The following is a 14,225-nucleotide window of genomic DNA, read 5'->3' as shown; positions in this document are numbered from 1 at the left end:
CTCATTGGCTTTTCAGCCACATGAGGCTCTATACCTTTTTCACGTCATATTCTATCATAGAAGCCCTTTTGTGAAGCGCCATCTTTACAAGAAATCCATTATTAAGAGTTCTCTGTTTTTTTACAAATAATCACATATAAAGGGATGCGAAGAAAATACCTTTACTTTTTTCATAAATTTCCTCAAATTGTTCAAATGGTAATGGGTTGACACCATTTCCAAGTTCAATTGTAAAGCCGGCTTTTTTAAAGTCATGGACAAACCAATCTCTAAAACCAGCATGACTGTCAATATACCTTACAGCTTTATACCCGCTCAACTTTTCAAACTCTTTAACAATCAGCTCGGCTTCCTTAGGTTCTTTCCTTTCATAACCCCAATAAATTTCTTCTCCTTGGGTATGAAAAGCAAGGACACGGTCAAAATTACGTGCTTTTACGAGTTCCGCTAATGAAATCGCCTCTGGTTCACTTAAAGGGTGATCTCCTGGATAATCTCTTGGTGCAGGTGCTTTAGGGAGCTTGCGAGCCTTCTCGATTTCCCATTTAACAGGATATTGATTATTCAGGTCAATTCCACGAATATTTGCCTTCCAGTCCTTAAAATCAATACTTAAATTATTCATTTGTAGAAGCGGGGCCTCATACTCTACTTGATTAGGCAATCCATTTAACACCAAATCTACTCCGTCAGGATTAACCATGGGTACAAATGAAAGTGTTGTCTCTTTGTACATCTGAACGAGAGAAGCGTCTTGAAATATGTCATCATTCACTATTCCTTTTAAAAAATGATGTAACCAATACATCATAATACTTGTCGTAATCCATTCATTCGCATGAAAGGAGCCATTCATATGGATTTTTTTCGCACCATTTCCAATTCTTATCTCTATAATCGGTTTATTTAATACACTATACCCAATAATTTCTGTTTGAATAAAGGGATATCTCTCTTTCAATTTAGTTATTTCCTTATACAATGATTGAGAGTCATATACTTTTTTCATTATTTCTGTTTCCTTTTGAAGAGGTTCAATTATTGAACACCCTCTCCAATCTAATACACAGTTATCTGGTAGATATAAGTGTTGCTCTTCTCGAATGAAAGATAATGTCAGATTAGGATTAGAGTCTAATATGATTTGTTCATCAAGATTTGTTCTTGTTGAAAGTTCAGATAGTGTCATACTTTTCATTAATTTTATTTCCATAATCCTTAACCTCCAAAAGCCTATTTAGTATAGCCTATGAAGGAAAAGCAAATTTGTTGTTCATTATCCTGATATTGATTTTCTAAGCTGTGTTTTTGAATACACGTAGCGTAGCTTTGGTCACTCGTACTTAAAGGGAAGAGAAAACACATACCGTATGACAGGGAAACCTCATTTCTAGACTCACTAAAAAAACTGACTCATCATAAGAAATCCTGAGCGACAGGTGTTTCTTACTTGAGTCAGCCTAATTAGCTAATTATTTTTTCGTTTCTTCCGCTTCTTCTGTTGCTGTCATTTCTGTTTCAGCATCTTCTCCGTAGAAGCGAAGTAAATCACCATAAATAATTTCATCTGAGTAACTTAACTCTTGCTTTGCCTTTTCCATGTAAGGTTCACAAATTGCTTGGTCTGTTTCTTGTCCTGTTGCTTTATCATAGCAAATACCACGAGTATAAACATTATTTTCTGTAATGAAGCTTCCATCTCTTAACACAGTAAATGAAAGTTTGTCATCAGAAAACACATCTGTACCAAATTGAATTTGTTCGCTCGAGTCAATACCTAGTAAGCTCATAACCGTAGGACGAATATCAATTTGTCCAGCTACTTTCGAGAATGTTTGCGGGTCTTTATCCGTAACTCCTGGGATATGAACAATGAAAGGTACTCGTTGTAGCTGAACAACCTCAAATGGTGTTACTTCTCTTCCAAGGAATTTACTCATTGCCACGTTATGATTTTCTGATATACCATAGTGATCACCGTACATAATGATAATAGAGTTTTCATAGATATCTGTTTTCTTTAATTCTTCAAAGAATCGTTTAACAGCTTCATCCATATAACGTACAGTTGGGATGTATTGATTCAATGTTTTACTATTTGAATCAAATTCATCAATCAGCTTATCTTCTTCCGATAATTCAAACGGGAAATGATTCGTAAGAGTAATCATTCTAGTATAGAATGGTTGAGGCATGTTCTTCATATGTTGAACAGACTGTTCAAAGAACTCAATATCTTTTAATCCCCAACCAACTGAATTTTCTTCGTTTACTTCATAATCGTTTACTTCATAAAAGCGATCATAGCCAAATGAATTGTACATTAAATCACGATTCCAGAAGCTTTTGTTGTTCGCATGGAAAATGGCGCTATAATATCCATAATCCTTTAATACTTCAGGTGTAGCATTGTATTCATTATTACTATTTGTAAAGAAAACCGCACCTCGACCTAATGGATAGAGTGAGTTATCAACTAGAAATTCAGAATCAGACGTTTTACCTTGACCTGTTTGATGGTAGAAGTTCTCAAAATAATAACTTTCATCTAGTAAATCATTTAAATAAGGCGTTATTTCTTGTCCATTTAGCTCTTCATTAATGACAAAGTTTTGAAGAGATTCAAGTGATAGTAAGATGACATTTCGACCTTCTGCGATACCTTTCAAATCGTCCTTAGGGGCTTTCCTGTTTGCATTTACATAGTTTTCAATCTCAGTTAAGTTATCACTGTCAGCTAACGCACGTTGAGCAGACGTTTTAGATTGAAGAACAGCATCATAAATATGAAAGTTATATACACTAATATTCTTCACTAACATTTCACGGTCAAATGAACGTGTTAACAGCTGTGGGCGCTCAGTTTCAGCTAAACCAAGATTAAAGAAAAAGACCGCAACTACTAATAGGAAATACGCTGATTTTTCTTTTCTTGTTAGAGTAAGAGTTGTAGATCGGAATGATGGTTTTTTTAGTAACCAGAAAAGTATTGCTAAATCAACAAACATTAGAAGGTCACTTGGTAAGAATAAGCTAGTTATACTACTTCCTAAATCCCCCATATTGCTTGTCTGAAATAAAACCGGAATTGTTAAGAAATCATTAAAGAAGCGATAAAATACCATATTGGCTAATAATAAGCCTGTCACAAAGATACTCGCTCCAAAAATATAACGGTTTCGATTTTTTTCGTTAAAGAATAGACCGACCCCAAAAATTAAAAGTAAGAAGCTTAATGGATTAATAAATAAGATGAACTCTTGTGTTAAGTTTTCAATTTTAATGTCAAAACTAGTTTTATAGACTATATACGTTTTAATCCATAGAAATATTGTTGCTAAAAGTAAAAAGGATATTTTTGAAAATGTTTTTTTACGCAAGATTTTTACCTCCTCATCCCTTAGGATAACTGCGTTTTTATATCTCTCTAATAATTTCCATTTATTAGGCTAGGTTTTAAACAACTAAATCATATCTTAATACTTCTTTTACAAAAAATCAATCATTTTTAATATTCCCCTTACAATAGCATGCTAGAATTATAATGTTTAGCTTATTCTTTCTACCCAATTATTAGACGTATGAAACGCAAAAAAGTTTCAATTGATATAAAGTAAAAATATTCAGGATATTATTCAGGTTTTAAATCCTACTACCTTTTTACTAATTAAAGCTAATTGAATTCATTTTATAAATTGAATACGAAGAGCCTAAAGGCTGTTAAGACGCAAAAAAAGGTAAAAAGCAATTATGAAAAATGATTTAAATAATGATCTTCTTAGTATCCATTCATTAATCTCTTTTACTCCCTATAAAATAGGAATAAGGCTTTCGCCATCTATTCCTGGCGAAAGCCTTATTCACGCACTCTTACTTATTAAGCTTAGTTTTAGCTAACCATGCTCCTCCAATGACACCAGCATCGTTTCCTAAAGTTGCAGTGGTAATCGTAGCTGCGTCTCTAACTCTAGGGAAAGCAAATTGTTTAAAATATTTTTCAACTCTTGAAATAAGTATATCTCCCGCTTTCGACACCCCTCCACCGATAACAATTCTTTCTGGATTTAAGCCATTAGCTACATTAGCGAGCATTAAACCTAGATTAGCTGTTACAAATTCAATAATTCCCTCAGCTACCTCATCACCCTTATGAACCGCTTCAAAAACGTCTTTAGATGTTATTTCTCCTTTTTCTTCTAAAATCGTGTGTAAATAAGTCTTTTGTTCTGAGCCTTCTAGTCTTTCTTTTGCAATCCGAACGATACCAGTGGCAGATGCAATAGTTTCTATACAGCCTGTTTTTCCACAGTTACAAGGAGCTCCTCCATCAGGAACTACCGTAATATGGCCAATTTCTCCACCTGCACCATTTACACCATGAATGACTTCACCATTTGAGATAAGCCCACCACCAACACCAGTACCAAGTGTGACACAGATAATATCTTTTGAACCGTCTCCTGCACCCTTCCACATTTCACCTAGGGCAGCGAGATTAGCATCATTATCAATCACAGCGGGTAAACCAGTTTCCATTTCAAGATGATCTCTTAACGGATAGTTTTTCCACCCTAAATTAACGGTTTCGTAAATTAAACCTTCGTCTAAATTAACAGGTCCAGGTGCACCCATACCAATTCCAGACAGCTTCGATTTAGGATATCCTAGCATTTCAAGCTTTGTGTCAATCGCTTTAGCAATATCTGTTGTTATGTTTTTCCCCGTTTTATCTGTAGGAATTTCCCACTTTTCAACAATTTCACCATAAAAATTAATGAATGCCATTTTTATTGTTGTACCACCTAAATCAACACCAACTAACCATTGTTCATTCATACAATCACCTTTTTCTTCTATTATATATAAATTTAGTAATCGGTTACATTGTCATTGCTACACACATGCCAGTATTTGCAAATTAGTCACTTATCAACCTTAAGTGCAGCTAACATATCTTTATTGATGTTAGTCCACCCACTTTATTGGTCTTTATATCCAATGACTCACAATAAGATCAACGTATTCATCTGCATCTGCATCTGCATTTAAAAAGTATTGGTTCAGCTATCACTTTTTTTAAGAGTTTGTACTGTTTGTCTTAAAATGAGGATCGCCATTTGATAATCCTTCGGTTCAATGAGCTGTGATTCAAACAATTGTCTAACTTCTTCTTCCATTAATTCTAAATCTGCAATTCGGTCTCCAATATAAATAAAGATACCGTATTTTTTTAATAATTGTTGTACATCGTACACTGTTTTCATGAGATCACCTGTAACCTATTCATTTAAAAATCTTCACTTATACTTAGGAATGAGATTTACACACTACATTAAAGTATAAAGCAAAAGAAAAAAGCGTCAAGAAAACGTTTAAAATTTTACGTATTTTTAAAGCCAATATATCGTTCATATTCCTTTTCACCGTCACTATCTCCAAAGGTAAGATAATCTTACGAGATTCTTATTTTTGAATAAGATCTTTTAGCATTATTTGTTTTTTAAGTAAATGATCATTTTACTGTTTATTACTCATAACTCCATACAGCTTACTCTATTACATGATGAATCTTCTTTGACTTCTTAGAGATAGCTGGTATAAAAAACTTTTATCTGAATAATTTATTTTTTCTGAAAAAGATATTGTGTTTTGTTACCTACAGGTTTAAAATGGGATTAATTTTATTAATAGGATACTTTTAGGAGGAGTAAGGATGATTACATTCATCGTATCGATTTTGATTTTAATAGGAGGATACTTTATTTATTCAAAAGTCGTTGAAAAAATCTTCGGAATCGATGACCATAGAGCAACACCAGCTTATACAAAAAATGATGGCTTGGACTATATGCCAATGAACTGGGTTAAAGCCACGCTTATACAGTTATTAAATATAGCAGGTTTAGGACCCATCTTCGGTGCAATACTCGGTGCTTTATATGGACCAGTCGCTTTTATATGGATAGTAATCGGCTGTTTATTTGCTGGAGCTGTACATGATTATTTTTCTGGCATGCTATCGGTTAAACATGGTGGGGAACAATACCCCAGCTTAGTAGGTCGATATTTAGGCAAACACGTTAAAAGCATTATTAATTTGATTTCACTCATTCTTATGATTCTTGTTGCTGCGGCTTTTACTGCAGGACCTGCGCAGTTAGTTGAGCAGCTCACACCACTTAGCTATACTGCTTCACTTTTATTCATTTTTGTATATTTCGTTTTAGCGGCTGTCCTTCCAATAAACAAACTAATCGGAAGGATTTACCCAATATTCGGATTAATCTTAATAATTATGGCTGTTTCTATTGGCTTTGCCCTTTTCTTTATGGATTATTCAATCCCTAACATCACTTTGGAAAATTTACATCCGAAAGAACTCCCACTCTGGCCTCTTCTTATGGTCACTATTTCATGTGGTGCTATTTCTGGCTTTCATAGTACTCAGAGCCCTATTTTAGCTAGAACACTAAAAAAGGAAAGCGAAGGTCGAAAAGTTTTCTTTGGTGCTATGATTGCTGAAGGAATTATCGCATTAATTTGGGCCGCAGCCGGTATGACTTTCTTTGGTGGAACGGAAGGATTACAAGGTGCACTTGCTGAAGGTGGAGCAGCAGGAGTAGTAAATGAAATCAGTAAAACAACTCTCGGACAATTTGGTGGTATTCTCGCCGTTTTAGGGGTTATTATTCTCCCAATTACTACAGGCGATACAGCGTTACGTTCGTCAAGAATGATGTTAGTTGAGTTACTTGGTCGCTACGGAAAAACAAACTATCGATTTAAGACAGCTTTCATGACAATACCTGTTATCATTCCAACTTACTTGCTCACTCAGATGGATTATTCGTTTTTATGGCGGTATGTAGGATGGACAAATCAAGTAGTTGCCACTGTTATGTTATGGACTGCAGCAATGTATTTATTACAACATGCGAAATTCCATTGGATTTGTAGTATACCTGCTTTGTTTATGACTGCAGTTACTAGCTCATACATTTTCTATGCTCCTGAGGGATTCCATCTTTCCTATGAGTTATCCATGATCTATGGGTCTATTATCTTTTTAGCTGTGTTAGGATGGTTTATCTATCAAATATATACGTATAAAAATAAAAGCATCTCCTTAGAGAATGCCGCTTAAATATAGGGTTAATAAGCATGGTTGTTAAGTTACAGGCATTCTCTTTGATAAAGACAAAGAACCTACTCTACTCAAGAAAAACTTATGCCTGCGATTGATCAAAAGGCTTCCCTATTTTAAGTAGGTATCTCTTGCCTTTACACTACAATTTACGAAGTTAAAAAATTAACATTAGACACTCTCACGAAGCTTAGTTCCATAAAAGGAAATAGAAACGGTAGCAAGGAAATACTTGCTACCGTTTCTATTTATTCAAACTACAAGATTTCGTTAGGACTTGAAACCTTTATATCATTAGCGATCAGGGTCTTGAGGATGTAAAAATGTCGGCCTCCGGTTTTTTAAAGGCATTGGAGAACGAAACAATACATCCCTCATCGCTCGGTAATCGAAAGGTATGAATGGGTAAAGATAAGGTACATTAAATGACTTCATACGCGCTAGCATAATAATCCAGCCTGTAAAACCAGCTATAAATCCAATAGGTCCTAACCAAGCTGTGAATAACAACAACACAATTCGGTATATTCTATTAGCGAGACCTAACTCATAGCTAGGAGTAGCAAATGTTCCAATCGCTGCAATCGCTAAATAGAGAATGACTTCGTTTGTGAGTAGTCCTACTTCTACAGCTACTTGTCCGACCATTAAAGCCGCCACTAATCCTAAGGCTGTTGCAAGTGAAGAAGGTGTATGAATAGCAGCCATCCTCAGTACATCAATTCCTAATTCAATTAATAAGAACTGAAGTAACAAGGGTACCTGTCCGTGGTCCTCAATTCCAATAAACTCATAGCCCTCAGGCAATAGGCTCGGGTTTTGGGCAAGTAAAAACCATAAAGGCAAGATGAAAATAGATGCCCATACAGCTATAAATCTTACCATTCGTAAATACGCACCGACAATTGGCTTATTTCTGTACTCCTCCGCATGTTGTAAATGATGCCAAAATGTTGTAGGAGTAATAAGTGCACTTGGTGATCCATCTACAAACACGATGACATGCCCCTCAAATAAATGTGCTGCTGCTGTATCAGGTCTTTCTGTATATCTCACAGTTGGATATGGATTAAAATGACGACCAGATATAAATTCTTCAATTGTCTTCTCACCCATCGATAGACCATCCGTATCAATTGCTTCTAAAGACTCCTTCAGTTCTTTCACATGATCTAGGTCTGCAATATCCTCTAAATAGCAAACAACCACATCTGTTTTCGATCTTCTTCCAACCTGAAGGTATTCCATTCGCAAAGAACGGTCCCTCACTCGCCTTCTTGTCAAAGCTGTATTAAAGACGATCGTCTCCACATATCCATCTCGTGAGCCCCTTACTACTCTTTCCATATCAGGCTCTTGAGGACCTCTAACTGGATATGTTCTGGCGTCTATTAGTATAACTTCTTCTACACCTTCAATAACGAGCGCTGTAGGACCTGCTAAAACTGTTTGAACGACTACATCTAAATCATCCGTCTTTTCAATTTCGACATAAGGGATATACGTTTTCAACAATTTCTCTAACGTATTCTCTTCAAGTTGTTCTGGAGATAATTCAGATAAATATTTCATTAAGTAATGTAAAATATCATCTTTAACAAACCCATCAACCATAAATAAAGACATATTTCGTTTGGCATATTCAACGTCTAAATGAACGACATCAAAACTTTTATCTACACCGAGGCGTTCCTTTAAATAGGAGATATTCTCATCAAAAACTTTAGAAACTAATTTTTTATCTCTCTCAATTTTCATTACTTTACTCCATTTCGTCTCACATTGTATTACCCATACTAACCGAAACACTGGTAAAACATACCTGTATATTTTAACAAGGCTGTTTTCGCATAGATTGATGCTTTCCTATAAAACCTAAGTGCCGGATTTTCCCCCTTCTGTCTGTAAAGGGAGAGGAGCTCCTTTCTTTCTTACTACCCTCGGCTTTAGGTGCGAATGATGTCTATATTCTTTTAAATTTACAAAACAACAGCAAGTTTTAAGAAAAGAGCTTTTAACAAACTTGTCTCACTTAGCATATTTACTATTTTCATCACATAAACTTTATCAACCTGTCCTATTTCGGAGATGATACATTTTGAAAAAGAAATGGATATACCTAGTTTTTTTAGCATTTTTCACTTCTGCCTTATTCTCATATTTCACTTTCAACCCAGTACGTGAAAGTATTATTTACTTCCCAATTGATGACTCAATTACGTTTACGAAAGCTTCTACATCACTTGAGTTAGTTGGTAACGAAGATGATGACGAGTATCTTATGGAGTGGGACGTACATTCCCAGACAGATAAGGAAGTATATTTAAGACAAGATATTTCTCTATTGTTTTCAAATGGAAAGTTAATTGAAACATTGTCTGAGTGGGAAGATCAGAGCCAAAAAATAGCTCAATACAAAAAAATAAGTGGAGAAGATAGTGCACATTATGAGGCGATTAGTCTCCACTATGGAGAAATTCATTTAAAGGATGAAATAAGAAGCACCCAATATATGACTAGTGATCAGCTTTATATAATCGACTCTGAGTTCACAAACCTATTTTCCTTTAAGTCCTCTCAAACCGAGGAAGAAGAGGAATGGGAGAAAATCTTAAACAAAGTGACCGAACAGCATCTTGAATATAGTTGGACTGAGTTAATTGACTATTTTCAAATTGATAGCCAAGACTACTTCGCTCTTCCTTTATCAGAGCTAGCAAAATACAATTCACATTCACTCCTTCAGTTAACAAAAGCCCAAACTAAAGAAGTAGTAGGGAGTTTATGGGAAGGACTTTATAAGCATTATTTCTTAGGTATTAAAACAAAAGAAGGCAAGGTACTCTCTCCAATAGGAAGCACCATGCCTTTAATTCTTCTAGCAAATAACCATTCTCATATGCTCGTTCTTACTCAAACAGAAGACGGAACTCCTATTAAACTTGTACAAAAAATTACCTTTAATCAGTGAGTGAGGCTTCAAAAGCTTGATAACTTTGGTTTGTAGGATCATATTTTAAAGCTTGAGCTATTTGCTTCCTTGCTAGCTCAGCTTCTCCTTTTCTTTCATATAATAAAGCTAAATTAAAATGGGCTTCATGAAAGGTTTCATCACTCAAGATAATTTCTTCTAGATGTTTAATTGCTTGATCCTGCTTTTCTAACTGTATTTCAACATATGATAATAGAAATAAAATGTCATTAGAGGTTTGACCTTTATCTAAGTAATTCTGCAAATACATATAGGCATCTTCATATTCCTCATTTGCAATAAGAACTTGTGCTTTCTTTGCTGTTAATTGCGGAAATTCTTCTTCTGTTACGTTAAGGCCAAGTTGATAGGCACCTAAAAATAGACCTATTACCGCTAAAAGTCCAAGTATTCTATATAACCATTTCTTTTCCTGAGGTAGCTGGACAATGACTGCTGCAAGGAAACCACCAATTAAGCCACCTATATGACCAGCATTATCGATATTAGGAATCACAAACCCTAGCGCTAAATTTATCCCAATAATCACCAAAAGATTGGAACCCATTGTTCTAAAAAATACTCTTCGATTATGGAGTCCTAAATAAAGTAACGCACCAAAACACCCAAATATAGCACCAGATGCTCCAGCAGAGACAGACGTACTAAATGCAAAGCTAGCTACCGAGCCGCCAATACCCGCAATCAAATAAATGAGTAAAAACTTTAAGGAACCAAATGCCCTCTCCACAGCAGGACCTATATAGTAAAGGGCAAAGCTATTCATTAACAAATGGAAAAAGCCTATGTGTAGGAAAATTGGGGTAATAAGTCTCCACCATTCCCCTTCATAAATATAAGGGTTAAACTTAGCTCCGAAATTAACTAAGGTTTCTGTATTTTCACTTCCACCATAAAGCTCAAGCACTAAAAACATGACAATTTGAAAAGCCAAAAAAATATACGTAAAGAACGGCTTCCCGTTTTGAAACATTTTTTTCTCTTCTTCTCTTATTTCTTGCTGTTGGCGGATAACTCGATTCTTAACTTCATTAATATGATCTATCGTTACGTTCTCTTGTGCATTCTTTTCTAACGGATGAATCGACACATTTAATGCTTCACCTAATTCAATCAGCTTGTGCTCTTGATCTTCTGATGTAACTAATAATGATGTGATCGTAACACGCTTTTTCGTTCCTGACGTATACCCTTCCACAAACTCAACAGGAAAATCATCTACAGGTGGCAAGCTGGATATGTAAAGATTAAAAACAGTTAGCGGTCCCCTAGCACCTGTTTGCATAATCTGTTGAAATTTCTCTCCCGCCATTTGAATATCTTTAGCGAGACTGTTCCCCCAATCAATATCCATTCTTCTCAACCTAAGAACTGAAATATTTTTGTTAGTAGCTGGTTGCAATAAAATTTCTGTTTCATCAGTTGATAAAGCTAATATGGAAAAATCATGTTCTATTACCAATTGTTCAATTAAAGACCAGTAGACATAATCCTGTACAATTACCATGTAATCCGCTCCGAGTTCTTTTTCTACATTATACCAACATCATAAAATAAAAAGAAAGCAAACCGCTTTATTGTCTTTTATAGGGAGCACCTTTGTAACCTTCAGCACTAAAGAAACAAAACAGCTTAAAAATAAAAAGCTGAAAAAATCAGCTTTTATTGAGGCTTTATTTATTTAATAAGTAGAATATACTTAATAAGCCGGCAGGTACTCGTTTATCTAATGAAAGGCTCTGCTTACAAATCGCTCTCTTATGAATGGTACCTTCATTGACAATTGAATAAAATAACGTCGAATAGCTGGTTGACCTAAAATATAATTTACAATACGGTAACGATAACGATACAAAGCAAAAAAACTAGCGATAAGTACGATAAATCGTCTCATGTTTATCCCTCCTACTTATAGTTTTCGTAGGAAGGCTGTTTTTTATCCACGTAATCTAAAAATAAAGCTCCATGTTTCCTTTAGTACGCTTAACAGAAACCTAACATTAAGATGAAAATAAAACTGCCATTCCAGTTGCAAGTGTAATTGAAGTAATATTCACCATATCGTTTGTTAGAAAAGTCATCCTTCTTACCTTTTCCGCTTCTTGTTGACAATGGATTTTCTTCTCTGTCACTCTTTCGCAGATTCTACATCGATACTTATTTTGTAGAAGTTCACCTAAAATGGTATCAAGAATATTTCCTAGAAAACTGAAACATGTAATGACCATAATCGCGGAAAAACTTAAGTCAAAGGTTAAAAAAGCTAATATTGCAATAAAAAAAGCACCTAAAAGACCCGCACACGTTCCTAATATAGAGATTGCTCCTGAAGTTCCCTTCTCTACCTCTTTTAATGTAAAGACCATTCTAGGCTTCCCTTTACTATATACCCCTAATTCAGATGCCCACGTATCTGATGTTGCTACTCCAAGAGAAACACAAAATCCGGTTGTTAAGATGTCCATTGCAGATGGAAAAAGTATTGTTAGAAAACCAAGAATAGCTGGTATACCTCCATTAGCAAATACCTGAATGATATCTCGTCTATCCCCCTTTTCCGTTATATCTTCAATCATCTCTTTTGATTTAAGCTTACCAAAAGCAGTTGAGGTGACAAAAAAGCAGCCTAGGATGATAAATCCTTCACTACCGAAACCAAGATAAATACCTATCCCAACAACACTTGCTCCAATTGCTCCTCCAAAAGTAAGCGTATTTACTTTCCAAGCGATAACTGCTAATAAAGGAATCATAACAGTAGTTAAACTATCAATCGTTTCGATCACAATGAATCACCTCATCTTCTGTCACAATCAACTGGACAGCTCGATCATGTGCTTCTCTTGGTACTTCATCCACTAGTTGAAACCGAAAGCTGAGAGACAAAGTCCTGCCTCTAAAAGCTTCCAAATAACGATCATAATATCCTCCACCATACCCTATTCGATAGCCTTTTTGATCAAAACATACGCCGGGAACGATAATTAAATCAATTTGATTAGGCAGTACTAGATTCGTTACTTGTACTTTTGGTTCAGACAAACCAAAATAAACTTGTTCTAATTGATGTAAAGAGGTAATTTCCCTAAACTCCATCTCATTTGTTTTTGGATAGCATTTTGGTACAAGAACTTTTTTCTGTTCAGACCAGGCCTTTTGAATGATAGGTATCGTTTCAATTTCTCTGCCACGAGATACTGTAATAGCAATGACCTTTGATTCAGTCCAATAATCTGTTAAGAACAGGCGAGTATGAATGGTTTGTGATGAATTTTTATGAGCTAATTCATCCATTTCACTTAGTATCTTTTTTATATATGTACGTATATGATTTTTATTATTTAGCATTTAAATAAGCCCTCCCCCTTTTATTATAGAGGGTTTACTATGATGATGACTAGCATTCCTACAGTTACGATAAGAACTTTATCTAATGGAGTACTTTTCATGTGTTGAATGACGATGGAGCAAGGACTTGAGGAATAAAAAAAGTAGGGTCTTTACCCATGACTGTTTTCGTAAACTTCGTCGCTTTAATTCATATGAAGAAAAAAGCGCTGTATAAAGATTAGTGGCAGCTTTACTCATTAGAATATTAGCTTATTTATCATTAAGAGCCTGTCCTAATTACTTTCTAGGTGATTAGCAACTACCTTTCAGAAGAGAGCCTTTAAAATGCAATAAGTAAGAAACCCAAAAATAAAAAAGCGCTCTTGATCAGAACAAGGCAAAGCACTTGTGCTAGATGTCGGGCGCTTTCCAGTGTAAGGAATATTAGAATTCCTTAAGAAAAAACAGTAGGAATAAAACCTCCTACTGCTTACTTTGTTTCACGGTGTAAAGTCATTTTTTTCTCTCTTGAGCAATATTTTTTAAGCTCAAGACGATCTGGGTTGTTACGTTTATTCTTTTTAGAAATATAGTTACGTTCGCCACAATCAGTGCAAGCTAAAGTAATATTCACACGCATGTTTCTTTCCCTCCAAACATAAAAAAACTATAAAACAAATCAGACTTTAATATAATATCATTTTTATTAGTCAAATTCCATATCTATTTCACTTTATTTTAAAATAAACTTTATAAGTA

At 35.0% G+C, this 14,225-nt stretch carries 12 protein-coding genes; 2 read left to right on the top strand and 10 right to left on the bottom strand.

Annotation, left to right across the window (positions count from 1 at the left end; translation table 11 throughout):
* Positions 1-130: 130 nt before the first annotated feature.
* From A9C19_RS06455 to A9C19_RS06440, 4 genes are all read right to left on the bottom strand, one after another.
* Positions 131-1,213 carry a M14 family metallopeptidase gene (locus tag A9C19_RS06455; RefSeq protein WP_072579181.1) on the bottom strand — a complete coding sequence of 361 codons (1,083 nt, stop codon included), beginning with the start codon at positions 1,211-1,213 and terminating at the stop codon, positions 131-133.
* Positions 1,214-1,472: 259 nt separating this feature from the next.
* Positions 1,473-3,380 (bottom strand): LTA synthase family protein, encoded by a 1,908-nt coding sequence (locus tag A9C19_RS06450; protein WP_072579180.1) that lies wholly within the window; start codon positions 3,378-3,380, stop codon positions 1,473-1,475.
* A gap of 490 nt (positions 3,381-3,870) precedes the next feature.
* Positions 3,871-4,836, bottom strand: coding sequence for an ROK family glucokinase (locus tag A9C19_RS06445; protein ID WP_072579179.1), 966 nt, complete (start codon positions 4,834-4,836; stop codon positions 3,871-3,873).
* 224 nt (positions 4,837-5,060) lie between these two features.
* Positions 5,061-5,264: a YqgQ family protein gene (locus A9C19_RS06440; RefSeq protein WP_072579178.1), complete on the bottom strand. Its 204-nt coding sequence runs from the start codon at positions 5,262-5,264 to the stop codon at positions 5,061-5,063.
* Positions 5,265-5,713: 449 nt separating this feature from the next.
* On the opposite strand from A9C19_RS06440, the gene A9C19_RS06435 reads away from it, so the two are divergent.
* Positions 5,714-7,144 carry a carbon starvation CstA family protein gene (locus A9C19_RS06435; protein ID WP_072579177.1) on the top strand — a complete coding sequence of 477 codons (1,431 nt, stop codon included), beginning with the start codon at positions 5,714-5,716 and terminating at the stop codon, positions 7,142-7,144.
* Between the two features lie 294 nt (positions 7,145-7,438).
* Here A9C19_RS06435 and A9C19_RS06430 read toward each other — a convergent pair whose 3' ends face one another.
* Complete coding sequence (locus tag A9C19_RS06430) at positions 7,439-8,902, bottom strand: spore germination protein (protein ID WP_072579176.1); 1,464 nt, start codon at positions 8,900-8,902, stop codon at positions 7,439-7,441.
* Positions 8,903-9,242: 340 nt separating this feature from the next.
* Here A9C19_RS06430 and A9C19_RS06425 point away from each other — a divergent pair, with 340 nt between their 5' ends.
* On the top strand, positions 9,243-10,115 hold the full coding sequence (locus A9C19_RS06425; RefSeq protein ID WP_072579175.1) for a hypothetical protein: 873 nt from the start codon (positions 9,243-9,245) through the stop codon (positions 10,113-10,115).
* Here A9C19_RS06425 and A9C19_RS06420 read toward each other — a convergent pair.
* From A9C19_RS06420 to rpmG, 5 genes are all read right to left on the bottom strand, one after another.
* On the bottom strand, positions 10,105-11,643 hold the full coding sequence (locus A9C19_RS06420; RefSeq protein ID WP_072579174.1) for a rhomboid family intramembrane serine protease: 1,539 nt from the start codon (positions 11,641-11,643) through the stop codon (positions 10,105-10,107). The two genes, A9C19_RS06425 and A9C19_RS06420, sit on opposite strands and share 11 nt — an antisense overlap.
* A 219-nt stretch (positions 11,644-11,862) precedes the next feature.
* Positions 11,863-12,030: a hypothetical protein gene (locus A9C19_RS21970; protein ID WP_099092741.1), complete on the bottom strand. Its 168-nt coding sequence runs from the start codon at positions 12,028-12,030 to the stop codon at positions 11,863-11,865.
* A gap of 106 nt (positions 12,031-12,136) precedes the next feature.
* Positions 12,137-12,922 (bottom strand): DUF92 domain-containing protein, encoded by a 786-nt coding sequence (locus A9C19_RS06415; RefSeq protein WP_083584304.1) that lies wholly within the window; start codon positions 12,920-12,922, stop codon positions 12,137-12,139.
* Complete coding sequence (locus A9C19_RS06410) at positions 12,906-13,484, bottom strand: 5-formyltetrahydrofolate cyclo-ligase (protein WP_072579173.1); 579 nt, start codon at positions 13,482-13,484, stop codon at positions 12,906-12,908. Before A9C19_RS06410 ends, A9C19_RS06415 begins: the two co-directional genes overlap by 17 nt.
* Before the next feature lie 472 nt (positions 13,485-13,956).
* Positions 13,957-14,106 carry a 50S ribosomal protein L33 gene (rpmG, locus tag A9C19_RS06405; protein ID WP_046590706.1) on the bottom strand — a complete coding sequence of 50 codons (150 nt, stop codon included), beginning with the start codon at positions 14,104-14,106 and terminating at the stop codon, positions 13,957-13,959.
* Between the last annotated feature and the right edge of the window lie 119 nt (positions 14,107-14,225).

This window comes from Bacillus weihaiensis (genome assembly GCF_001889165.1).
GTDB lineage: Bacteria > Bacillota > Bacilli > Bacillales > Bacillaceae > Metabacillus > Metabacillus weihaiensis.
This window is presented reverse-complemented; position numbering and strand designations above follow the sequence as displayed.